Origin of the sequence: Micromonospora sp. NPDC004540 (assembly GCF_040610095.1) — a bacterium.
Lineage (GTDB): Bacteria > Actinomycetota > Actinomycetes > Mycobacteriales > Micromonosporaceae > Micromonospora.
This window is the reverse complement of record NZ_JBEXLR010000040.1, coordinates 1-23343: the sequence shown is the minus strand read 5'-3', so window position 1 is coordinate 23343 and position 23343 is coordinate 1. Positions and strand designations below refer to the sequence as shown.

The following is a 23343-nucleotide window of genomic DNA, read 5'->3' as shown; positions in this document are numbered from 1 at the left end:
CCCCCTTCCTCCGGGGGACGGGGCCTCCGTCGCGTCGGGGGCTCAGGCGCCGGGGCGTACCTCGGCGAAGTGGCAGGCCGAGGGGTGCGGGTCCGCCGCGCGGAGCACCGTGTGCGGCTCCTGGATGGCGCAGACCTCCTGCGCCTTCCAGCACCGGGTGCGGAACCGGCAGCCCGAGGGCGGGTCGGCCGGGCTGGGCACGTCGCCGGTGAGCCGGATGATGGTCCGGTCCTCGCGGGCGTCCGGGTCGGGCACCGGCACCGCGGAGAGCAGCGCCTGGGTGTACGGGTGGGTGGCCCGCTCGTAGATCTCCTCCTCGGTGCCGATCTCCACGATCTTGCCGAGGTACATCACGGCGACCCGGTCCGAGATGTGCCGGACCACCGACAGGTCGTGCGCGATGAAGATGTACGACAGCCCGAACTCGTCTTGGAGCTGCTCCAGCAGGTTGATCACCTGGGCCTGGATGGAGACGTCCAGGGCGGAGACCGGCTCGTCGCAGACGATCACCTCGGGGCGCAGGGCCAGCGCCCGGGCGATGCCGATGCGCTGCCGCTGGCCGCCGGAGAACTGGTGCGGGTAGCGGTTGACGTGCTCGGGGTTCAACCCGACCACGTCCAGCAGCTCCTGCACCCGCTTCCGCTTGCTGCCCTTCGGCGCCGCGTCCGGGTGGATCTCGAACGGCTCGCCGATGATGTCGCCGACCGTCATCCGCGGGTTCAGCGAGGTGTAGGGGTCCTGCATCACCATCTGCATGTTGCGGCGCAGCCGGCGCAGCTCCGACCCGGAGGCCTTGAACAGGTCCTTGCCCTCCAGCGTGGCCCGGCCGGAGGTCGGCGTCTCCAGCCGCATGAGCAGCCGGGCCAGGGTCGACTTGCCGCAGCCGGACTCGCCGACCACGCCGAGCGTCTCGCCCCGGCGCAGCTCGAAGCTGACCCGGTCGACCGCCTTGACCGCGCCGATCTGCTTCTGGAAGAGCACGCCCCGGCTGATCGGGAAGTGCTTCACCACGTTGTCGACGGAGAGGACGGTCTCGCCGCGGACCTTGGTCGGGCTAACGGGCGCTGTCATCACGGACCTCCTGCGCGAAGTGGCACGCGCTGGTCCGGCCGTCGCCGAGGACCAGGTCGTGCGGCACCACGTCCACGCAGACCTGCTGCACGTACGGGCACCGGGGGTGGAACGGGCAGCCGGAGGGGATCCGCATCAGGTTCGGCGGCAACCCCTTGATCGTCGACAGCGCCTGGCCGCGGACGTCCAGGCGCGGGATCGACTCGAGCAACCCCTTGGTGTACGGGTGGGCCGGCGCCCGGTACAGCGAGCGCACGTCGGCGTGCTCGACGATCCGGCCGGCGTACATGACGGCGATCCGGTCCGCGACACCGGCGACCACGCCGAGGTCGTGGGTGATCAGGATCATCGCCATGTTCAGGTCGCGGCGCAGGTCGGCCAGGAGGTCCATGATCTGGGCCTGCACGGTGACGTCCAGCGCCGTGGTGGGCTCGTCGGCGATCAGCACCTTCGGGTCCAGGGCGAGCGCCATGGCGATCATGACGCGCTGCCGCATGCCGCCGGAGAACTGGTGCGGGTAGTCGCCGAGCCGCTTTGCCGCGGCCGGGATCTTCACCAGGTCCATCAGCTCGACGGCCCGCCGGCGGGCGTTGGCCCGGGACATCCCCTCGCGCTGGCGGAGCGTCTCGCCGATCTGCCAGCCGACCGGGAAGACCGGGTTCAACGCCGAGAGCGCGTCCTGGAAGATCATCGCGATCTCCTTGCCGCGCACCTGCCGGCGCTGCTCCTCGGACTGGGTCAGCAGGTCCCGGCCCTGGTAGAGGATCTGGCCGGAGCGGACGTGCGCCGGGGGCGTGTCCAGGATGCCCATGATCGCCTGGGCGGTGACCGACTTGCCGGAGCCGGACTCGCCGAGCACGGCCAGGGTCTCGCCCGCGTCGAGGTGGTAGGAGACCCCGTTGATCACCCGGGCCACGCCCTCGGTGGTGCGGAACTCGACGTGCAGGTCCCGTACCTCCAGCAGGTGGCCGCCGGGCGGGGTGGGGGAGGCCGGCGTGGGCCGGACGGCGGACTGGGTCATGGCAGTGCCTGCCTTTCGCTCACGACTGCGGGGCTCGCTGCGCTCACTCCTCGCGCTCGCACGGCTCACCGGAGCTTCGGGTCGAAGGCGTCGCGGATCGCGTCGCCGAGCATGATGAAGGCGAGCACGGTCAGCGCGAGGAAGGCGGAGGGCACGATCAGCGGGGTCGCCGACTCCCGCATGTGGATGCGGCCGGTGTCGATGTCCTGGCCCCAGGAGATGGTCGGGGCCTTCAGGCCGATGCCGAGGAAGCTCAGCGTCGCCTCGGCCGCGATGAACGAGCCGAGCGCGATGGTGAGCACCACGATCGCCGGGGCGAGCGCGTTCGGCAGGATGTGCCGCCACATGATCCGGCCGTTCCGGGCGCCGAGCATCCGGGCCGCGGAGACGTAGTCCTGCTCCTTGGCGGTGATCACCGAGGAGCGGATAACCCGGGCCGCGGTGGTCCAGCCGAGCACCGCCAACACGAAGATCACCGCGAACAGCCGGACGTTGTCGCTGCTGGTGCTCAGCCGCTTGAGCAGCACGATCGCGGCGAGCAGCAGCGGGATGCCGAGCACGATGTCGATCACGCGGGAGAGCACCGCGTCCACCCAGCCGCCGAAGTAGCCGGCGAGCATGCCGACGACCAGCGCGATCACGCCGGTGGCCAGCGCGGCGAGGGCACCCACCAGCAGCGAGGCCCGGGTTCCGTAGACCGCCCGGGCATAGACGTCGCAGCCCTGGAAGTCGTACCCGAAGATGGCCCCGCCGGACGGCCCGGCGTGCTGCCGGGAGAGCAGGCAGTCCCGCGGGTCGTTGGCGGTGAACAGCGACGGCACGGCGGCCATCGCGGTGAACAGCACGACCAGGCCCAGGCTGATCCAGAAGATCGGGTTGCGGCGCAGGTCCCGCCAGGCGTCGCCGGCCAGGCTGCGCGGCTTCTGCGGCGCGCCGACCTGGTTGGGTGCGCCCGGCTCGCCGGAGACGCCCCGCCGCGCGGCCTGGTTCTCCGTGGCCGCCACCGTTTCGAAGTCACTCATGCCCGCACCTCGCTCCGCTCGGCGCGACCACGAGCCAGCACACTGCGTTGACGATTCGTTCGCTGCGCTCACTCATAGCGGATCCTCGGGTCGAGTACGGCGTACAGCACGTCCACCACCAGGTTGGAGATCAGGTAGACCACGACGAGCACGCTGACGATGCCGACCACCAGCGGGCCGTCCTCGGTGCGGATGCCGCGAAAGAGGTTGAAGCCCACGCCGGGGATGTTGAACACGCCCTCGGTGATGATCGCGCCGCTCATCAGGTTGCCCAGCTCGACGCCGAGGAAGGTGACCACCGGGATGAGCGAGTTGCGCAGCACGTGGACGCTGATGATGCGCCGCTTGACCAGGCCCTTCGACCGGGCCGTGCGGACGTAGTCGGCGCGCAGGTTCTCCGCCACCGAGGTGCGGGTCAGCCGCAGGGCGGTGGCCAGCGACAGCGAGCCGAGCACGATGCCGGGCAGCAGCAGCGCGTAGAAGCTCGGTTGGGCCCCCGCGGTGGGCGGGAAGAGCTGCCACCTGACGCCGAGGAAATACTGCGCGAGCGGTGCCAGGACGATGGTGGGGATGCCCAGCACCAGCAGGGTGAGCACCAGCGTCGAGTTGTCGAAGATGCTTGCCCGACGGATGCCGGCGATCACGCCGGCCGTGACGCCGAAGACGATGGCCACGGCGAGCGCGATGAGCGCCAGCCGCACGGTGACCGGCCAGGCCTGCTGAAGGATGTCGCCGATCTGCCGGCCGGTGAGCGACTGGCCCAGGTCGCCCTGGAGCAGGTTCTTGACGTAGTCGAGGTAACGGTAGAAAAAGCCGCCCACGCCCGTCTGGTCCAGGTGGTACTTCTGCGTCAGGTATGCCCGCTGGGCCGCCGTCACCGGCCGCTCCCCGGCGAGGGCCTGGATCGGGTCGCCCTGCCCGGCGAACATCAGCGCGTAGACGATCAGCGTGGTCCCGAAGAACGCGAGGACCATCTGCAGGAGGCGCCGCAGGATGAAGCGGAACATGCTTTCCAGTCTCTCTGGAAAAACGCGAAAGGGGCGCAGGTTGACATCTCTGGCGTACCGGAGATTGCGCCCGCCACGTGCCACGGGCCACCCGGGTCGCCCCGGGTGGCCCGTGCCGCGGTCAGCTCAGCTGGCCGCCTCGATCTTGACGAGGTTGACCCGCTGGAACAGGTCCATCTGGACGTTCTTGACCTTGCTGGAGTGCCCGTACACGTTCTCGCCGAAGCGGAGCGGGATCACCGGCATGTCCTTGGCCAGGATGTCCTCGGCCTGCTGGTACTTCTTGATCGCCTCAGCCTGGGTGGGCGCGGCCGAGCCCTCCTTGACCAGGCGGTCGAACTCCGGGTTGCTGTAGCCGTAGTAGTTCGACGAACCGTTGGTGCTGTACAGCGGGCCGAGGTAGTCCTCCATGGACGGGTAGTCCATGACCCAGCCCATCCGGAACAGACCCACCGGCTGCTTCTTCTCGACCTTGGTCAGCAGGTCGGCGAACTTCGGCTCGGCCGAGCCGACGCAGTCGACGCCCAGGTTGGCCTTGAGCTGGTTGCAGGTCGCGTCGACCCAGTCCTTGTGACCGCCGTCCCCGTTGTAGGAGATGGTGATCTTCGACGGGCCGCCGGCGGCCTGGTAGAGCTTCTTGGCCTCGGTCGGGTTGAACTGACCCGCGGCACCCGTGGTGTTGTCCCGGTAGCCCGGCAGGACCGGCGAGACGAACGAGCGGGCCGACTGCTGCGAACCCTTGAAGATCGACTTGGTGATCTCGTCACGGTCGATCGCCATCGAGATCGCCTTGCGCACGTCCGGCTTGCTGTAGTCCTTCTCGAAGGTGGGGAAGGCCAGGAACTGGAACGACGACATCGGGCTGGTCTGGTAGTTGTCGCCCAGGTCGCTCGGCGCGGTGCTCAGGTTCTCGGTCGGGATCGTCGGCAGCACGTCGAGGTTGTCCGACTGCAGGTCCGAGTACGCCGCGGTGAGCTGCTGGTAGACCCGGAACTCGACGGCCTTCACCTTGGGCTTCTCGCCCGGGTACGCGTCGTAGCGCTCGACGTCGAGCTTGCTGTCGTGCTGCCAGGTGCCCTTCATCTTGAACGGGCCCTGGCCGATCGGCGCCTGCTCGTAAGAGTCGTTGAGCACGCCCGGCGCGGAGAACGCGGCCTCCGGCAGCGGGTAGAACGCGGTGTAGCCCAGCATGGACTTGAAGTCGATGTACGGCTCGGAGAGCGTCACCTGGAAGGTCAGGTCGTCCAGCTTCTTCAGGCCGGACATCGTCTTGGCCTTCGGCTTCTCGCCCTGCAGGTCCTGGTAGCCCGCGATCTTCTCGAAGAAGTAGCTGGCGCCCTGGCCGTTGGGCGCGTACGCGCCGTAGTTCCAGGCGTTGATGTAGTCGTCGGACGTGACCTTCTCGCCGTTGTGGAAGGTGAACCCGTCCTTGAGCTTGACCGTCCAGACCTTGTTGTTGTCGGACGGCGTCACCGCCTGGGCCGCGACCTCGTACGGCTTGTTCTGCGCGTCGTAGTCGACGAGCGGGCTGAACAGACCGGCGAGCACCTGCGAGCCGGACGTTTCGGTGGTGTTGGTCGGAACCAGGTGCTGCGGCTCGGAAATCTGGATACTGACCGCCGCGTCCTGGCCGCTGCCGCTCGATCCGCCGTTCCCGCCGCTGCCGCAGGCCGCCAGGCCCAGCGTCACCGCGAGCGGGAGGGCGGTCCAGGCGGCGAGTCTACGAACACGCATGAACTCTCCTCATCTCCTCACGCTGCGCAGTCAGGCCCGGCGCTGGGTGACGCTGCGCAACGAGCGGTAACGGTAGGTCGCGATCGGCCCCGTCGACAACGGGAGCGTTGCGAACCGGTAACGGATCGTGCCGACCGGGCTTGTCGTCGCCGGCCCGACCTGCTAAGGAAGTGCCTCGCCGGGCCCATCAGCAGGACTTTTCCTCCGCCCGGTCGCGTCGTGCGGTGGGGTCGCGGCGTGCTCGGGTGGATGTGCCAGGGCCGTCCGCGCTGTCCCGTCCCGCGCTCGGTGTCCGTATCCACCTGTGGCGCGATGCACATTCGGTCACTCTCAGTGACTAACCCCACGTCACGGTTCGTCACCGTTTGCCGTCGTCGGCCGGGCGGGGGCGCGGCGTGAGACGATCCATTCGTGACGGCGACCATCCTGGACGGCAAGGCGACCGCGGCGGAGATCAAGGACGAGCTGCGGACGCGGGTCAAGGCGCTGGCGGAGCGGGGCATCACCCCCGGGCTGGGCACGGTCCTGGTCGGGGAGGACCCCGGCTCCCAGGCGTACGTCAACGGCAAGCACCGCGACTGCGCCGAGGTGGGCATCGCCTCGATCCGCCGGGAGCTGCCGGCCGACGCCACCCAGGAGCAGCTCGACGCGGTGCTGACCGAGCTGAACGCCGACCCGGGCTGCCACGGCTACATCGTCCAGCTGCCGCTCCCGGCCCACCTGGACACCCAGCGGGCGCTGGAGCTGATCGACCCGGACAAGGACGCCGACGGCCTGCACCCGGTCAACCTGGGCCGGCTGGTGCTCGGCTACGACGCCCCGCTGCCCTGCACCCCGCGCGGCATCGTCGAGCTGCTCCGCCGGCACGACGTGCCGCTGCGCGGCGCGAAGGTCGCGCTGGTCGGCCGGGGCAACACCGTCGGCCGGCCGCTCGGCCTGCTGCTCACCCGGCGCAGCGAGAACGCCACCGTGACCCTGTGCCACACCGGCACGCTGGACCTCGCCGCGCACACCCGCGAGGCCGACATCGTCATCGTCGCGGCCGGCGTGCCGGGGCTGCTCACCGCCGACATGGTCAGCCCGGGCGCGACCGTGGTGGACGTCGGCATCACCCGGGTGATCGGGGCCGACGGCAAGGGCCGCTACACCGGCGACGTCGACCCGGAGGTGGCCGGGGTCGCCGGCCGGCTGGTGCCGATGCCGGGCGGGGTCGGCCCGATGACGCGGGCCATGCTGCTGACCAACGTCGTCGAGCGGGCCGAGCGGGACTGAGCCACCCAGGCACGTCATAACCGTCCGCCCCTGGCCCGATCGGTGCCAGGATGGCTGATACGGTCCGGAAAACCGACTGGTATCAGGGAGTGGGACGACCATGGGTAAGAAGGTCACTGTCGTCGGGGCCGGCTTCTACGGCTCCACCACCGCACAGCGCCTGGCCGAGTACGACGTCTTCGACACCGTCGTGATCACCGACATCGTGGAGGGCAAGCCGGCGGGTCTCGCGCTGGACCTCAACCAGTCGCGCGCCGTCGAGGGCTTCGAGACCAAGGTCGTCGGCGTCACCACCGGCCCGAACGGCGAGGGCTACGAGGCCATCGAGGGCTCGGACGTCGTCGTCATCACCGCGGGCCTGCCCCGCAAGCCGGGCATGAGCCGGATGGACCTGCTGGAGACCAACGCCAAGATCGTCCGTCAGGTCGCCGAGAACGTCGCCAAGTACGCCCCGAACGCCGTCGTCATCGTCGTCTCCAACCCGCTCGACGAGATGACCGCGCTGGCCCAGCTCGCCACCCAGTTCCCGAAGAACCGGGTGCTCGGCCAGGCCGGCATGCTCGACACCGCCCGGTTCACCAACTTCGTGGCCGAGGCGCTGAACGTGCCGGTGAAGTCGGTGAAGACCCTGACCCTGGGCTCGCACGGCGACACCATGGTCCCGGTCCCGTCGAAGAGCACCGTGAACGGCAAGCCGCTGCGCGAGGCCATGCCGGCCGAGCAGATCGAGGAGCTGGTCGTCAAGACCCGCAACGGTGGCGCCGAGGTCGTGGCGCTGCTGAAGACCGGTTCGGCGTACTACGCCCCGTCGGCCGCCGCCGCCCGGATGGCCAAGGCCGTCGCCGAGGACTCCGGCGACGTCATGCCGGTCTGCGCCTGGGTCGACGGGCAGTACGGCATCTCCGGCGTCTACCTGGGCGTCGAGGCCGAGATCGGCGCCGAGGGCGTCAAGCGGGTCGTCGAGACCGACCTGGACGCCGACGAGCTGGCCGCCCTCAAGGAGGCCGCCGAGGCCGTCCGCGCCAAGCAGGCCGACGTAGCCAACATGTGACCTGAGCACCTCCGCCGAAGGGGCGGGCCGGCTGACGCCGGCCCGCCCCTTCGCACATCTCGGGCCTCCCGCCCCGTTGATCATGAAGTTGGCGGCAGTGATGGAGATCGACATCGCCGTCAACCTCATGATCAACGAGGCGAGAGGCGGGGGAGGTGGGGGAGGGGGGTGAAGGGGTGGCCCAGGTGGGGGGTGGCCAGGGTGGTCGCGCCGTGGTCGGCCAGGGAGTGCAGGAGGGCGGTGCGGGAGGCGCGGGCCTCGGACGGGTTCTCCTCGTGGGCGTAGGCGAGGGTGGGGTCGACCAGTTGGAGGGTGTGGACCAGGAGGTCGCCGGTGACCAGGAGGCGGTCGTCGCCGTCGTCGACCAGCACGGACTGGTGGCCGGGGGTGTGGCCGGGCGTGCTCAGCACGCGTACCCCGGGGGTGAGGGTGGTGTCGCCGTCGACCACCCGGAGCCGGCCGGCGGCGCGCAACGGCCCCAGGAGTCGGGCCGGCAGTTCGGGGTGGAACAGCTCCAGCGCGGCCAGCTCGGCGCGCTGCACCAGGTGGTCCGCGTTCGGGAAGTGCGGGCCCGCCCAGCCGATGTGGTCGGTGTGCAGGTGGGTGAGCACCACGGTGCGGACGTCGGCCGGGTCGATGCCGGCGTCGGCCAGCTCGGCCGGCAACCGGCCGGGCACCGGCGCCCAGCTCGCGGCGAGCGCGTCGGCCGGGCCGATCCCGGCGTCCACCAGGGTGACCGGCCCGTCCCCGGTACGCAGCGCGAACGCGCGGAACGGCAGCCACCAGCGGCCGTCCGGGGTGACGGTGTCCGGGTCCCGCCGGTCGGCCTCGTGCCACTGCTCCGGGGTGGCGTCGGGGAACGCCTCCGCGCGCGGTTGGAAGAAGGGACCCGCCCCGTCGAGCAGGGCGGTGACCGTGATAGACCCGACCGTGTGAGTCAGCGGCATCCGGGAAGGATGTCACCGCGGCCCGTCCCGGGCGACCCCGTTTCCGGCGGGGTGAGGCCGGCTGGGGAGCCCCGGTCTGTTTCCAGTACGCTCGTACTGCTTGAGCACGTGTCCCCCGAGAGGAGCGCCGGCCGATGGCGAAGATCAAGGTAAACAACCCGGTCGTGGAGATCGACGGCGACGAGATGACCCGGATCATCTGGAAGCAGATCCGGGAGCAGCTGATCCTGCCCTACCTCGACGTCGACCTGCACTACTACGACCTGTCGATCCAGCACCGCGACGAGACCGACGACCAGGTCACCGTCGACGCCGCCAACGCCATCAAGGAGCACGGCGTCGGCGTCAAGTGCGCCACCATCACCCCGGACGAGGCCCGGGTGGAGGAGTTCGGCCTGAAGAAGATGTGGCGGTCGCCGAACGGCACCATCCGCAACATCCTCGGCGGCGTGGTCTTCCGCGAGCCGATCATCATGTCGAACGTGCCGCGGCTCGTCCCCGGCTGGACCAAGCCGATCATCATCGGCCGGCACGCGCACGGCGACCAGTACAAGGCCACCGACTTCGTCGTGCCCGGCCCCGGCAAGGTGACCGTCACCTACACCCCGGCCGACGGCTCCGCGCCGGTGGAGATGGAGGTCGCCAACTTCTCCGGCGGCGGCATCGCCATGGGCATGTACAACTTCGACGACTCGATCCGGGACTTCGCCCGGGCCTCGTTCCGGTACGGCCTGGACCGCAACTACCCGGTCTACCTGTCCACCAAGAACACCATCCTCAAGGCGTACGACGGCCGGTTCAAGGACATCTTCGCCGAGGTGTTCGAGAACGAGTTCAAGGCCGAGTTCGACGCCGCCGGCATCACCTACGAGCACCGGCTGATCGACGACATGGTCGCCGCCGCGCTCAAGTGGGAGGGCGGCTACGTCTGGGCCTGCAAGAACTACGACGGTGACGTCCAGTCCGACACCGTCGCGCAGGGCTTCGGCTCGCTGGGCCTGATGACCTCCGTCCTGCTCTCCCCGGACGGCCGCACCGTCGAGGCCGAGGCCGCGCACGGCACGGTCACCCGGCACTACCGGCAGTGGCAGAAGGGCGAGAAGACCTCGACCAACCCGATCGCCTCGATCTACGCCTGGACCCGGGGCCTGTCCCACCGGGGCAAGCTGGACGGCACCCCGGCGGTCACCGAGTTCGCCAACACCCTGGAGCAGGTCATCGTGGAGACCGTCGAGGGCGGCCAGATGACCAAGGACCTCGCGCTGCTCATCTCGCGAGACGCCCCGTGGCTGACCACCGACGAGTTCATGAACGCGCTGGACGAGAACCTGGCCCGCAAGCTGTCGGCCTGATCACCCTCGTTCGCACCGGAGCCCGCCGGCCTCTGGCCGGCGGGCTCCGTCGTGCCCGCCGGGCGTCACCCGGAGCGGGCACGCCTCGTTGTGCAGGGTGGACGTGATGCCAGTCCCGTCCAGGAAGGTTGACCGCGGTCGCCTCGCGGCTTGAGCGCCGATCAGCCAGCCTTCCCGGCTGTCGCACACAGCCAGCCGTCCCTTCCCTCGCGGGGGGCCCTGTCCCGGGCCCCCCGCGCCCTGTTGTGGGGCGGGAGGTCAGGCGGCGCGGAGCAGTTCCGCCGCGCGCTCCGGGGCGATGTCGTTGATGAACACGCCCATCCCGGACTCGGAGCCGGCCAGATACTTCAGCTTGTCCTTGGCCCGCCGGATGCTGAACAGCTGCAGGTGCAGGTGCCCCAGCTCCCGGTCGACGTGCACCGGGGCCTGGTGCCAGGCGGCGATGTACGGCATCGGCATGTCGAACAGCCCGTCGAAGCGGCGCAGCACGTCCAGGTAGAGCGGACCGAAGGCGTCCCGCTCGGCGTCGTCCAGCGCCGGGATGTCCGGCACCGGGCGGTGCGGGGCCACGTGCACCTCGAACGGCCAGCGGGCCGCCGCCGGCACGTACGCCGTCCAGTGCTCGTTGCTCGCCACCACCCGGTCGCCGGCGGCGCGTTCGGCGGCGAGCACGTCGGCGTAGAGGTTGCCCCCGGTGCGCTCGGCGTGCCGGCGGGCGGCGGCCAGCATGGTCCGCGTCCGCGGCGTGACGAACGGGTACGCGTAGATCTGGCCGTGCGGGTGGTGCAGGGTCACCCCGATCTCCACGCCCCGGTTCTCGAACGGGAAGATCTGCTCCACCCCGGGCAGTTCGCCCAGCGCGGTGGTGCGGTCGGCGAGCGCGTCGAGCACGGTCCGCACCCGGCCGGGGGAGAGGCCGGCGAACGAGGCGTTGTGGTCGTCGGTGAAGCAGACCACCTCGCACTTGCCGCGCCCCGGCCGGACCGGGGTGAACGGGGTGATCTCGGCCGGCTCCTCGGCGACCCGCTGGCTCAGTGACGGGAACCGGTTCTCGAAGACGACCACGTCGTAGTCGGGGGCGGGGATCTCGCTGAGCCGGTCGCCGCGGGAGGGGCAGAGCGGGCACTGGTCGGCCGGGGGGAGGAAGGTCCGGGTCTGCCGGTGCACCGCGACCGCCACCCACTCGTCGGTCAGCGGGTCGTAGCGGAGCTGCGAGGCGTGCGGCGGCGGGGGCAGTTCCCGCCGGTCCGGCTGGTCCCGGACCGCGTCGTCCCGCTCGTCGAAGTAGATCAACTCGCGGCCGTCGGCCAGCTCGATCTGCGTACGCTTCACTCCGCCCCCTCCGTGCCCGGCACGATCACCAGCTCGCCCACCCTCTCCTCGAGTACCCGGCGCGCGTCCGGCGCCAACCGGTCGTCGGTGACCAGCACGTCCGCGGCGTCCAGCGGAACGATCGAGGAGATGCCGACCGTGCCCCACTTGGTGTGGTCGGCGAGCACCACGAGCCCGTCGGCGGCCGCCACCAGGGCCCGGTCCGTGTCCGCCTCCATGAGGTTGGGGGTGGTGAACCCGGCCCGCTCGCTGATCCCGTGCACGCCGAGGAAGAGCAGGTCCAGGTGGAGCGCGCCGATGGCGGCCACGGCCAGCGGGCCGACCAGCGCGTCCGAGGGGGTGCGCACGCCGCCGGTGAGCACCACGGTCTGGTCCGGCCGGCCGCCCACGTGCAGGATCTCGGCCACCGGCAGGGAGTTCGTCACCACGGTCAGGCCCGGCACGTCGGTCAGGCGGCGGGCCAGCTCGGCGGTGGTGGTGCCGGCGGACAGCGCGATCGCGGCGCCGGGGCGGACCAGCCCCGCGGCCCGGCCGGCGATGGCGGCCTTCTCCACGGACTGGCGGACCGACTTGGCCCGGAAGCCGGGCTCGTCGGTGGAGCCGGGGCCGGCCAGCGTCGCCCCGCCGTGCACCTTGGCGAGCAGACCCTGCTCGTGCAGCGTCTCCAGGTCGCGCCGGATGGTCATGTCCGAGACGCCGAACTCGGCGGCCAGCTCGGTGACCCGGACGCCTCCGGCGGCGCGGACCCGTTCCAGGATGACCGCCTGCCGCTGCCGTGCCAGCACCCCGCCGCCACCTCCCGACTCCCCGACCCCGTGTCCACGTGGTCGAACGCGTTCCAACAAAGATGAACACTACCGCGCAGCGGCGGACAACGGAAGGAACGCGGAACCGCCGCCGTCCCGGGGCGGGGCGGCGGCGGTCGGTGGTGCCGGATCAGGCGGTTTGGAGGCGGGTCTCCACCCAGCCGGTCTCGGTGAGGTGCTCCATCACCCGCTGGACCGCCTCCTCGACGGTCATGTCCGTGGTGTCGACGACCAGGTCGGCGTCGGTCGGCTCCTCGTACGGGTCGTCGATCCCGGTCATCCCGGTGAGCAGGCCGGCCCGGGCGCGCGCGTAGAGGCCCTTGCGGTCGCGCTGCTCGCAGACCTCCAGCGGGGTGGCCACATGGACCAGCAGGAAGCCGGCCCCGGCGGCCTGCGCCATCTCCCGGGCGGTGGCCCGGGCCGCGGCGTACGGGGCGATCGGGCAGCAGATGCCGACGCCCCGGTGCCGGGCGATCTCGGCGGCCACCCAGCCGATCCGGCGCACGTTGAGATCCCGGTCGGCCTTGCCGAAGCCCAGCCCCGCCGAGAGCTCCCGGCGCACCACGTCGCCGTCGAGCAGGGTGATGGTCCGGTCGCCGCCCTCGCGCAGCTGGTCGGCCAGCCCGCGGGCGATGGTCGACTTGCCGGAGCCGGAGAGACCGGTCAGGAAGATCACCAGACCGCGGTGCCGGCGCGGCGGGCGGGCCCGGGCCAGCTCCTTGGCCACCGCCGGCGGCGTGTGCCACTCGGGCAGCGGGAAGCCCCGGTCCAGCAGGTCGTCGATCTCCTCCTGGCTGAGCGCCAGCCGCCGGTTGCGCGGCGGGATGTCCTCCCGCCAGCGCCACTGCCCGTCCCGGTTGTCGTAGGCCAGCTCGCGGGGCACCAGCACCCGCAGACCGGCCCCCGAGAGCATGCCCTCGGTGGAGAGCAGGTGGGTCACCCCGTAGGCGGCGGCGACCCGGGCCCGCAGCAGCGCGTCGCTGATCTCGTCGCGCCGCTTCGCCAGCGGCACCGCCACCAGTGTGGCCGGGGGCATCCGGTCCCGGGCGGCGAACACGCTGCGCACCAGCGCCTCGGCCGGCAGCCCGCCGGTCGCCTCCTCGCTCACCGGGATCAGCACCAGCAGGTGCGCGCCGAGCGTCCGGGCGGCGTGCGCGATCTGCGCGAGCTGCGGCCGGTGCAGCGGACGGTCGGCGAAGACGCCGAGCACCCGCCCCGGGGGCAGCAGCCCCCGGACCTCGTCCGGGCTGCGCCGCAGCCGCTGGAACGGCCCGTGGCCGCCGTCGCCCAGCGGGCGCACCGCGCCGCCCACGCCGACCGTGCCCTCGCGGACCGGCCAGGCGTCGGTCACGTCCATCGCGGCCACCGGAGCGCCCTCGCCGTCGGTGAGCACCAGCGCCCGGCGCAGCGGGTCGTCCAGCACCAGCCCGTCGGCGAGCGCGGCCGGCACCTGGAGGGTCACCGGCACCGGCCACGGCGTGCCGTCGGCGAGCCGGCCGCGCCGGGCCAGCGAGGCCAGGTCGGCCCGGGTCATGAAGCCGGTCAGCGGGGCGTACGCCCCGGTCAGCAGCAACCCCAGATCGGCCAGCTCAGCGGGCCTTGGCGCGTACGCCGGCGCGTCCCGCAAAACGTCCTCGGGCAGCAGCCACCCGTTGCTCATCGAACCCCCAACTCACCGGCCGGCACACAGTTTCTCAGTCCACCGCCGATCGGTCGAGAGCGCCACTCCACCTGCCGGTCACCGGCCGGCAAACCACCCGTCGCGGGAGCGGCCTCAGCCGGCGGCGGCGAGCGGGGCCGCGCCGAACGAGACGGCGAACCGCTCGCACCAGATCGAGACGCTGGTCAGCCCGCTGAAGTCGGTCCCGGCCGGGATCTCGTACGCCTGGTCGCCCCGGTTGCCCTTGAGCGGGCCGAGCGCCACGTGCCGGCCGTCGTCGAAGACGTGCCAGCCGGACGGACCGGTCCGAACGGGCTGGTCGGTCAGCCAGACCTGAAGATCCGGACCGTTCGAGGTGTCCAGCCCGACCAGTTCCAGCCGGTGCCGGCCGTCGGCGGTGCGGACGATCCGGGCGACGCCCCGGGTGTCGTGCTCGTGGCTGACGAAGTCACCCCGGCTGACCAGCACCGGCCCGGTGGGCACAGGGGCGGCCCGCGTGGCGGTGCCGGGCGGGGCCACCGGCTCGCCGGACACCGCCGTGAGCTCCTCGCGCACCTCGGTGTCGGTGACCAGTCTCCACGGCTGGAACCAGTACAGGCCGGCGGCCGCGCCGGCGGCGAGGACGGCGACCGCGACCCAGATCAGCGGGGCGCGTAGCAGGCGGATCGACATGCGTCGAGTCTCCCGTCGCGGCGGCCCGCGGTCACCCGTCCGGCCGCTTACGGAAGCCTTACCGACCCGTCCGGGCGGAATCAGGGGCAACCCCGAGTGTTTCCGGGTACCCGGAGCGGCCCGCGCTTCCTACGCTGGCCTCGTGACACTGCTCGCGACCGAGTCGCTGACCAAGACGTACGGAGGCCGGGTCACCGCGTTGGCCGACCTCACGGTGTCGGTCGAGCCGGGGATCATCGGGCTGGTGGGCGCGAACGGCGCCGGCAAGTCCACCCTGATCAAGATCCTGCTGGGCCTGCTCGCCCCGACCAGCGGTCGGGTCTCCGTGCTCGGCCTCGACCCCACCACCGACCCCGCGGCCGTCCGCGCCCGGGTCGGCTACATGCCCGAGCACGACGCCCTCCCGCCCGACCTCTCCGCCGCCGAGCTGGTCACCCACCTCGGCCGGATCAGCGGGCTGCCCCGCACGGTCGCCCGGGAGCGGGCCTCCGAGGCGCTGCGCCACGTCGGCCTGCACGAGGAGCGGCACCGGGCCGTCGGTGGCTACTCCACCGGCATGAAGCAGAGGGTGAAGCTCGCCCAGGCCCTGGTGCACGACCCCGACCTGCTGCTGCTCGACGAGCCGACCAACGGCCTGGACCCGGCCGGCCGCGACGCCATGCTCGCCCTGATCCACCGGATCGGCACCGAGTTCGGCATCTCGGTGGTGGTCTGCTCGCACCTGCTCGGGGAGGTGGAGCGGATCTGCGACACGCTGGTCGCCATCGACGGCGGCCGGCTGCTGCGCGCCGACCGCATCTCCGCCATGACCACGGCCACCGACGTGCTCGCCGTCGAGGTGAGCGAGGGCACGGATGAGCTGGCCGCCCGGCTCGCCGCGCTCGACCTGCCGGTGTCCCGGGAGGGGCGGCTGCTGCTCGTCCCGCTCGCCGACGACGCCACCTATGACCTGATCATCGGCGCGGTCGCCGAGCTGGACCTGCCGCTGCACCGGCTCGACCAGCGGCGGCACCGGGTGGCCGAACTGTTCGCCACGAGGGAGCCCAGCCATGTCTGAGCCGACCGGCGTCATCCACGACATCGGCTACCAGCGCTACACCGGCCCGCGGCTCGGCCGCCGGCACGTGTTCGGCGCGCTCTACCTGCACGGCCTGCGCACCGCCTTCGGGCTGGGCCGGTCCGCGAAGGCGAAGATCTTCCCCTGGCTGGTGATGGGCATCGTGCTGATCGTCGCCGCCGGGCTGACCGCGGTACGCACCCAGACCGGCCAGGTCGTCATGACGTACGCCCAGTTCGCCGACGCGATGAGCTGGCTGGTCATCTTCTTCGTCGCGGTGGTCGGGCCGGAGCTGGTGTCCCGCGACCTGCACAGCGGCGTGCTGCCGCTCTACTTCTCCCGCCCGCTGCCGCGCGGCGACTACGCGCTGGCCAAGCTCGGGTCGCTGGTCACCGCGCTCTGGCTGCTGCTCGGGGCGCCGCAGCTGGTGATGTTCCTGGGCGCCGCGTTCACCACCAAGGACGGGCTGGGCGGGGTCTGGGACGAGCTGCTCGACCTGCTGCCCGGCCTGCTCTACGCGGCGCTCTGGGCGGTGGTCTTCGCCTCGGTGGGGCTGCTCATCGCCTCGCTCACCGGCAAGCGGGCCTTCGCTGCCGGCGGCATCGTGGCGGTGTTCCTGATGACCGCCCCGATCGTCGGCATCCTGTCGATCATGCCGTCCCGCACGGTCAACGAGCTGGCGATGCTCGGCTCGCCCACCGCCCTGATCCATGCTGTCGGCCAGTACACCCTCGGCGACCTGCTCGTCCCCGGCGGGGATCCCGAGACGCAGATCGGCGGCTTCGGGCCGGTCTACGTGGCCGCCGCCGTGCTGCTGGTGGCCGGCTGCGTCACCCTGCTGCTGCTGCGATACCGGAAGGTGGCCGCCCGATGACCACGATCAGCGCGGAGCCGGCGGCCCCCGCCACCCCCGCCTCCACCCTCGACCTGGCCGGCGTCTCCCGCTGGTACGGCAACGTGGTGGCGGTCAACGACGTCACCATGCGGCTCGGCCCCGGGGTGACCGGCCTGCTCGGCCCGAACGGCGCGGGCAAGACCACCCTGCTGCACATGATGGCCGGCTTCCTCGCCCCGTCCCGGGGCGAGGTCACCCTCGACGGCTCGCCGACCTGGCGCCACCCCGACGTCTACCGGCGGCTCGGCCTGGTCAGCGAGCGGGAGGCGGTGCACACCTTCCTCAGCGCGTACGAGTTCGTGCTGGCCAGCGCCAAGCTGCACCGGCTGCCCGACCCGGAGGCGGCGGCCCGCCGGGCCATCGCGCTGGTCGAGATGGAGGCCGCGCAGGATCGGAAGATCGGCACCTACTCCAAGGGCATGCGGCAGCGCACCCGGGTGGCCGCCGCCCTGGTGCACGACCCGCAGGTGCTGCTGCTCGACGAGCCGTTCAACGGCATGGACCCGCGGCAGCGGCTGCACATGATGGGCCTGCTGCACCGCCTCGGCGACGCCGGCCGGACCATTCTGTTCAGCTCGCACATCCTCGAGGAGGTCGAGCAGGTCTCCGGCACCGTGCAGGTGATGGTCGCCGGCCGGCTGGCCGCCTCCGGCGACTACCGGACCATCCGGCGGCTGATGACCAACCGGCCGCACGTCTTCCTGGTCCGCTCGACCGACGACCGGGCCCTCGCGGTCGCGTTGATGGCCGAGGAGTCGGTGACCGGGGTGGAACTGGGCCGGGACGGGCTGACCGTGCGGGCCGGCGACTACGGCGCCTTCACCCGGGCGCTGCCGAAGATCGCGCTGGCCCGGGGCCTCCGGGTCCGGTCGCTGACGCCCGAGGACGAATCGCTGGAGAGCGTCTTCTCCTACCTGGTGGGGAGCTGAACGATGTCGACCGTTTCCTGGATCACCGCGCGCGGCCTGTTCGGCCGGCGGCGGTTCCTGCTGCTCCTCCCGCTGCCCGCGCTGCTGCTGGCGCTGGCGATCCTCTCCCGCTCGCTCGGCGTCGACCCCGGCGAGTGGGGGCCGGCCGTGCTGGTCGGGCTCGGCCTGGCCGTCGTGCTGCCGGTGGTCGCGCTGATCGTCGGCACCGGCGTGCTCGGCGCGGAGATCGACGACGGCACGGTGGTGCACATCCTCACCAAGCCGCTGCCGCGCTGGCAGATCGTCCTGCCGAAGCTGGCGGTGGCCGGCGGCGTCACGGCGGTCACCGTCGCCGTGCCGCTCTACGTCGCGGGCGTGCTCGCCGACTCGGTACGCCTCGGCCTGGCGCTCGCCGTCGCCGCGTCGATCGGGGCGCTGGCCTACTGCGCGTTCTTCGTCGCGCTCAGCCTGCTCACCCGGCGGCCGGTGCTGCTCGGCCTCGTCTACGTGCTGATCTGGGAGGGGCTGCTCGGCAACTTCGTGAGCGGCACCAAGGTGCTCTCCATCCAGCAGTACGTGATCGCGCTCGCCGACCGGATCGCGCCGACCGAGCTGCTCGCCACGGACGTGTCGGTGCCGGTCGCGGCGGTGATGAGCGCGCTGATCGCGGTCGGCTTCACCGTCCTCGCGATCGACCGCCTCCGCTCGTTCAGCGTGGCCGGCGAGACCAGCTGACCGCACGACCGGGGCCCCGCCCGACGCCGCCGATGCAGGCGCGTCGAGCGGGGCCCCGGTCGCGTCCGGGAACGGCGCTGGACGCGGTACGACGTGGACGAAAGGACCGCCGGGCGGCCGAAATCCACGATCGGGACGATCCGGGGGTCTGGTAGCTTCCGGCGGCGAAAGCACCAGACAACGGGGAGAAACGATGCGCTCAACTCGGCTCGCACTGCTGATTCCGGCCACGGTGGCGGTGTTCGTCATGTCCGGCTGCGACGACGGCGACAGGCCGGTGGCGTCCGGCGGCGCCGGCGCGGCGACCACGGCGCCGGCCGCCGTGCCGAGCGCCACCGCGACCGGTGCGCCCGCCATGGACGCCGCCACCAAGGCCGCCTGCACCGCCATCGACAAGGACATCCAGGCCGCGCTGAAAAAGGTCGCCGCGGCGGAGAAGATCGGGCCGCCGGCCGGGCACTCCGCGGTCAGCGCACAGTACTCCGCCGGCGCCGCGTCGCTCTACGCGAACGCCTTCACCAGCAGCACCACGGTCAACGACGCCGTGAAGAAGGTCGCGACCGCGATGTCGGACCTCGCCGACACGTGGGCGACGGCACCGAAGAAGGCGCCGAGCAAGGCCCCGCTGACCACCGCCGTGAAGCAGCTCGACACCGCCTGCTCGGCCACCTGAGCCGGGTCCCGCCGGCGCGGAGTGGCTGCCGCAGGGCGGGCAGCCACTCCGCGCTCGGTGGGCCGGTCTGCGCGGCGGCTCAGAAGGCGCAGGCGATGACGAGTTCGGGGCTGCGGTCGGGGAGCAGGTCGAGCTTGGTGATCCGGCCCGCGGCCCGGACGTCGTCGGCCACCAGGGTGAGCCGGTCGAGCAGGGCGGCCGGCCCGAGCGCCTCGGCCAGCGGCACCTCCGCCTTCATCGACAGCTTCCGCTCCGACTTGGCCCGGCGCACCTGACCCAGCGCGTCGGCGGCCAGCCGGAACAGCTCCGGGTCACCCGGCCCCTGCACGGCCCGGCCCACCTCGTAGGTGGTCGGCCACGGCGCCCGGTGCACCGAGCCGTACCGCCACCACGACCAGACCTCCTCGGTGACGAAGGGCAGCACCGGGGCGAAGAGCCGCAACTGCACCGAGAGCGCGGTGGCCAGCGCCGCCCGGGCCGAGTCCGCCCCCGGCCCGGTGCCGTAGGCGCGCTCCTTCACCAGCTCGATGTAGTCGTCGCAGAAGCGCCAGAAGAACGCCTCCGTGGCGATCAGCGCGGCCGTGTGGTCGTATCCGTCGAAGGCGGTGGTCGCGGTGGCGACCACGCCGGACAGTTCGGCGAGCATGGCGGTGTCCAGCGGCGCGGTCGCCGGCGCCCGCAGCGCGTCCGCGGCGCCCAGCCCGAGGGCGAACTTCGACGCGTTGAGCAGCTTGGTGGCGAGCCGGCGCCCCACCTTGATCTGCGCCGGGTCGAAGGCCAGGTCCATGCCGGGCTTGCCGTTGGCGGCCCAGTAGCGGACCGCGTCCGAACCGTGCTGCTCCAGCAAGCCCATGGGGGTGACCACGTTCCCCTTGGACTTGGACATCTTCTTCCGGTCGGGGTCGAGGATCCAGCCGGAGAGCACCGCGTCCCGCCAGGGCAGCACACCCTGCTCCAGGTGCGCCCGGACCACCGAGGCGAAGAGCCAGGTCCGGATGATCTCCTGCCCCTGCGGGCGCAGGTCCATCGGGAAGACCCGCCGGAACAGGTCCTCGTCGGTCTCCCAACCGCCGACGATCTGCGGGGTCAGGGACGAGGTGGCCCAGGTGTCCAGCACGTCCGGGTCGCCCACGAAGCCGCCCGGCGCCCCGCGCTGCGCCTCCTGCCAGCCCGGCGGCGGCTCGCTGGACGGGTCGACCGGAAGCGACGACTCGTCCGGTGTGAGAGGCTGGGACCAGTCCGGCTCGCCAGCGTCGTCGAGCCGGTACCACACCGGCACCGGCACGCCGAAGAAGCGCTGCCGACTGACCAGCCAGTCACCGGTCAGGCCGCCCACCCAGTGCTCGTAGCGGTGCCGCATGTGCTCCGGCACCCAGCGCAGCTCGCGTCCCCGGGCCAGCAGCTCCTCGCGCAGGCCGGGATCCCGGCCGCCGTTGCGCAGGTACCACTGCCGGGTGGAGACGATCTCCAGTGGCCGGTCGCCGCGCTCGTAGAACTTCACCGGGTGGGTGATCGGGCGCGGCTCGCCCACCAGGTCACCGGCGTCGGCCAGCAGCTCGACAACCGTCCGCCGGGCGCCGTTCACGGTCTGCCCCGCCAGGGCCGCGTAGGGCTCGGCGGGCACGCCGGCCGGCGGCTCCGGCAGCAGCCGCCCGTCCCGGCCGATCACCACCCGGGTGTCCAGCCGCAGCTCCCGCCACCAGGTCACGTCGGCCAGGTCGCCGAAGGTGCAGACCATCGCGATGCCCGTGCCCTTGGCCGGGTCCGCCAGCGGGTGCGCGTGCACCGGCACCTCGACCCCGAAGACCGGGGTACGCGCCGTCGCGCCCACCAGGTCCGCGTAGCGCTCGTCGTCGGGGTGGCAGACCAGCGCCACGCAGGCCGGCAGCAGCTCCGGCCGGGTGGTGTCGATGAGCACCTCGCGCCCGCCCGGCCCCTGGAAGCGGAGCCGGTGGTAGGCGCCCGGCCGCTCCCGGTCCTCCAACTCGGCATGGGCCACCGCGGTGGCGAACCCGACGTCCCAGAGCGTCGGCGCCTCGGCCTGGTAGGCCTCGCCCCGCGCCAGGTTGCGCAGGAACGCCCGCTGGCTGGTGGCCCGGGCCACCCGCCCGATCGTGGTGTAGGTCAGCGACCAGTCCACCGACAGCCCGAGCCGCCGCCACAGCGCCTCGAAGACCTTCTCGTCCTCCGCGGTGAGCACCTCGCACAGCTCGATGAAGTTGCGCCGGGAGATCGTCGCCGGGTCCTTCCGGGCCGCCTCGCTCACCGGCGCGGCCGGCGGCTGCCAGTCCGGGTCGTAGGGCAGGGCCGGGTCGGGGCGCACCCCGTAGACGTTCTGCACCCGCCGCTCGGTGGGCAGGCCGTTGTCGTCCCAGCCCATCGGATAGAAGACCGTCCGGCCGCGCATCCGCTGGAACCGGGCCACCGTGTCGGTGTGCGTGTAGGAGAAGACGTGCCCCATGTGCAGCTCGCCCGATACGGTCGGCGGCGGCGTGTCGATCGCGTAGACGTCAGACCTACGCCCATCCGGGCTCGGCGCGTCTGACGCCGCGCCGCGACCCCGGACGGGCGCCTTCGAGCGGTCGAACGCGTACGTCCCGTCCTCCTGCCAGCGGCGCGCCCAGGGCTCCTCGATGCCGTCCAGGGTCGGACGCTCGGGGACGCCGGCGCGGGCCGTCCTCGCCGTATCGGTCATCAGCCGATCGTAGGCAGCCGACCCCGGCCGCTCCACGACTTTCGCCGCCGTGGCGGCCACCGGCCGTCGTGGGGACAGCGGGCCGGCGTGCCCCTGTGACAGCATCTGCCGGTCCATTGACGCGGGGGAGGCAGACCATGGACGAGGTTGCGCCCACGCCGACGGCGGTCCGGTCCACAGTGGCCGGCACCGCTGCAGCGGTCGCCGTCGGGGCGTTCTTCGGGGTGTCCGGGCTCGCGGTGGCTCGGCTGTCCAGCGTCGCCGACCTGATCCAGGGGTTCCCGTCCGGTCCCGTCCGGTTCGCGGACACGGCGGTCGCCCTGTGCGGCGGAGCCCTGCTCGCCACCGTGCTGGCGGCCACCGTCCTGTTCACCCGGCTGCCGGGTTGGCCGGTCGCGGCGCTCGGCGTGGTCCTGACGTACCTGACCGGGGAGGTGGCCCTGGCGCGCGGCGGGGGCTGGGGGCCGCAGCGCCCCGTCACGTCCGAGGTGGTGCTGACCGTCCTCGCCGTCGCCGTCGGCGCGGGCCTCGTGCTGGGCGGGGCGTTGCTGGCGATCGGCCGCCTGGCCGGGCCGGCGCGGTGGCCGGTCGCCGCCGGGCTGGCCGCCGGCCTGGTGCTCCACTCCGGGATCGAGGACCTGTTCCGCCTCCTGATGCACGAGCGCAACCAGAGCGTCGGAGACGCGGCCTGGCCCGCGCAGGTCGCGGTGACCGTGCTGCTCACCGTCGTCGCCGCGGTGCTGGCGGGCAGGCCCGGCGGGGCGGTCGCGCCGGCCCCCGGTCGGCCACGGTTCGGCCCGCTGGTGGCGACCGTCGTGGCGGCCGTGGTCACGGTCGGCGGGCTGTCCCTCCGGTGGTGGGTGGTCGACGTGTTCCGGATCAGCCAGGACGGCCTCGTCGGGCCGCGCCGGGAACGGTTCGTGGAGTCGTTCGCGTACTTCGCCCCGGTGGCCGTCGCCGTCGCCGCCGGGCTGGTCCTGCTGGGGTACGCGTACCGGACCGGACGGGCGCCGGCCGCCCGCTGGGTGGTGCTCGGCTTCGCCGCGGGGCCGTTGCTGCTCCTCGGGCTCCGGCTCACCTTCGTCCTCAATCGGCCGCAGGCGTACCTCGTCCTGCTGGCCGGCCTGGTGGCGGTCGTGGCCGGCACGGCGCTGGCCCGGTTCGCGCCGCGGACGCTGCCCTGGGACGCGGCCGGGCTGGTGCTGGCCGCGCTCGCGGTCCCGCTCGCCGCCCCGGTCGTCCACGCCGAGTTGCCGGCCACCGGGCTGCTCTCGTCGCTGCTCTCCGCGGTCGGGCTCGGGCTGGCCCTCGGCTTCGGCCTCGTGCTCGCCGCCACCGCACCGGCCGCCGGCGCCGCCGCCGAACAGCCGCTGGTGGGACGGGGCGACCCGGTCGAACCCGCAGGTCGGGCGGGTCGGCCGGCTGACCCCGGC

19 protein-coding genes and 1 pseudogene are annotated in these 23343 nt (G+C 72.4%); 9 read left to right on the top strand and 11 right to left on the bottom strand.

Annotation, left to right across the window (positions count from 1 at the left end; genetic code table 11):
- Window positions 1-42: 42 nt before the first annotated feature.
- The 5 genes from ABZV78_RS15765 to ABZV78_RS15745 form a co-directional block, all read right to left on the bottom strand.
- Window positions 43-1071, bottom strand: coding sequence for a dipeptide ABC transporter ATP-binding protein (locus tag ABZV78_RS15765; RefSeq protein ID WP_355639097.1), 1029 nt, complete (start codon window positions 1069-1071; stop codon window positions 43-45).
- A complete protein-coding gene (locus tag ABZV78_RS15760; protein ID WP_355639095.1) occupies window positions 1055-2092 on the bottom strand; it encodes an ABC transporter ATP-binding protein in 1038 nt (345 codons plus the stop codon). The genes ABZV78_RS15765 and ABZV78_RS15760 overlap by 17 nt, the downstream gene beginning before the upstream one ends.
- 65 nt (window positions 2093-2157) lie before the next feature.
- Window positions 2158-3114 (bottom strand): ABC transporter permease, encoded by a 957-nt coding sequence (locus ABZV78_RS15755; protein WP_254334805.1) that lies wholly within the window; start codon window positions 3112-3114, stop codon window positions 2158-2160.
- Window positions 3115-3182: 68 nt separating this feature from the next.
- Window positions 3183-4121, bottom strand: a complete 939-nt coding sequence (locus tag ABZV78_RS15750) for an ABC transporter permease (protein WP_355639093.1) — start codon at window positions 4119-4121, stop codon at window positions 3183-3185.
- 126 nt (window positions 4122-4247) lie between these two features.
- The gene (locus tag ABZV78_RS15745; RefSeq protein WP_355639092.1) at window positions 4248-5855 is read right to left on the bottom strand and encodes an ABC transporter substrate-binding protein; all 1608 of its coding nucleotides are present in this window, start codon (window positions 5853-5855) and stop codon (window positions 4248-4250) included.
- A 411-nt stretch (window positions 5856-6266) separates the two neighbouring features.
- Between ABZV78_RS15745 and ABZV78_RS15740 the strand changes: the two genes are divergently transcribed.
- Both ABZV78_RS15740 and mdh read left to right on the top strand, forming a co-directional pair.
- Complete coding sequence (locus tag ABZV78_RS15740; protein WP_355639090.1) at window positions 6267-7127, top strand: bifunctional methylenetetrahydrofolate dehydrogenase/methenyltetrahydrofolate cyclohydrolase; 861 nt, start codon at window positions 6267-6269, stop codon at window positions 7125-7127.
- A 100-nt stretch (window positions 7128-7227) separates the two neighbouring features.
- Window positions 7228-8178, top strand: coding sequence for a malate dehydrogenase (gene mdh, locus ABZV78_RS15735; protein WP_212832320.1), 951 nt, complete (start codon window positions 7228-7230; stop codon window positions 8176-8178).
- 131 nt (window positions 8179-8309) lie between these two features.
- Here the strand turns inward: mdh and ABZV78_RS15730 are convergent, their stop codons facing one another.
- A complete protein-coding gene (locus ABZV78_RS15730) occupies window positions 8310-9125 on the bottom strand; it encodes an MBL fold metallo-hydrolase (RefSeq protein ID WP_355639088.1) in 816 nt (271 codons plus the stop codon).
- Window positions 9126-9259: 134 nt separating this feature from the next.
- Here ABZV78_RS15730 and ABZV78_RS15725 point away from each other — a divergent pair, with 134 nt between their 5' ends.
- A complete protein-coding gene (locus ABZV78_RS15725) occupies window positions 9260-10477 on the top strand; it encodes an NADP-dependent isocitrate dehydrogenase (protein ID WP_355639086.1) in 1218 nt (405 codons plus the stop codon).
- Between the two features lie 258 nt (window positions 10478-10735).
- Here the strand turns inward: ABZV78_RS15725 and galT are convergent, their stop codons facing one another.
- The 4 genes from galT to ABZV78_RS15705 form a co-directional block, all read right to left on the bottom strand.
- Window positions 10736-11809 carry a galactose-1-phosphate uridylyltransferase gene (gene galT, locus ABZV78_RS15720; RefSeq protein ID WP_355639084.1) on the bottom strand — a complete coding sequence of 358 codons (1074 nt, stop codon included), beginning with the start codon at window positions 11807-11809 and terminating at the stop codon, window positions 10736-10738.
- Window positions 11806-12594 carry a DeoR/GlpR family DNA-binding transcription regulator gene (locus ABZV78_RS15715; protein WP_355639083.1) on the bottom strand — a complete coding sequence of 263 codons (789 nt, stop codon included), beginning with the start codon at window positions 12592-12594 and terminating at the stop codon, window positions 11806-11808. The genes galT and ABZV78_RS15715 overlap by 4 nt, the downstream gene beginning before the upstream one ends.
- A gap of 151 nt (window positions 12595-12745) precedes the next feature.
- Complete coding sequence (gene cysC, locus ABZV78_RS15710; protein ID WP_355639081.1) at window positions 12746-14275, bottom strand: adenylyl-sulfate kinase; 1530 nt, start codon at window positions 14273-14275, stop codon at window positions 12746-12748.
- 114 nt (window positions 14276-14389) lie between these two features.
- Window positions 14390-14947 carry a DM13 domain-containing protein gene (locus ABZV78_RS15705; protein ID WP_355639079.1) on the bottom strand — a complete coding sequence of 186 codons (558 nt, stop codon included), beginning with the start codon at window positions 14945-14947 and terminating at the stop codon, window positions 14390-14392.
- A gap of 142 nt (window positions 14948-15089) precedes the next feature.
- Between ABZV78_RS15705 and ABZV78_RS15700 the strand changes: the two genes are divergently transcribed.
- The 5 genes from ABZV78_RS15700 to ABZV78_RS15680 all read left to right on the top strand — a co-directional run bounded on the left by ABZV78_RS15700 (window position 15090) and on the right by ABZV78_RS15680 (window position 19215).
- The gene (locus ABZV78_RS15700) at window positions 15090-16004 is read left to right on the top strand and encodes an ABC transporter ATP-binding protein (protein WP_151464732.1); all 915 of its coding nucleotides are present in this window, start codon (window positions 15090-15092) and stop codon (window positions 16002-16004) included.
- Entirely contained in the window at window positions 15997-16878 is an 882-nt protein-coding gene (locus tag ABZV78_RS15695; protein ID WP_355639077.1) for an ABC transporter permease subunit, read from the top strand. The genes ABZV78_RS15700 and ABZV78_RS15695 overlap by 8 nt, the downstream gene beginning before the upstream one ends.
- Complete coding sequence (locus tag ABZV78_RS15690; protein WP_355639075.1) at window positions 16875-17828, top strand: ABC transporter ATP-binding protein; 954 nt, start codon at window positions 16875-16877, stop codon at window positions 17826-17828. Before ABZV78_RS15695 ends, ABZV78_RS15690 begins: the two co-directional genes overlap by 4 nt.
- Window positions 17829-17831: 3 nt before the next feature.
- The gene (locus tag ABZV78_RS15685; protein ID WP_355639073.1) at window positions 17832-18542 is read left to right on the top strand and encodes an ABC transporter permease subunit; all 711 of its coding nucleotides are present in this window, start codon (window positions 17832-17834) and stop codon (window positions 18540-18542) included.
- A gap of 193 nt (window positions 18543-18735) precedes the next feature.
- Complete coding sequence (locus ABZV78_RS15680; protein WP_355639071.1) at window positions 18736-19215, top strand: hypothetical protein; 480 nt, start codon at window positions 18736-18738, stop codon at window positions 19213-19215.
- Between the two features lie 79 nt (window positions 19216-19294).
- Here the strand turns inward: ABZV78_RS15680 and valS are convergent, their stop codons facing one another.
- On the bottom strand, window positions 19295-21910 hold the full coding sequence (valS, locus tag ABZV78_RS15675; RefSeq protein ID WP_355639069.1) for a valine--tRNA ligase: 2616 nt from the start codon (window positions 21908-21910) through the stop codon (window positions 19295-19297).
- A 137-nt stretch (window positions 21911-22047) separates the two neighbouring features.
- Here valS and ABZV78_RS15670 point away from each other — a divergent pair.
- A pseudogene (locus tag ABZV78_RS15670) lies at window positions 22048-23343 on the top strand (hypothetical protein); the annotation flags it as partial.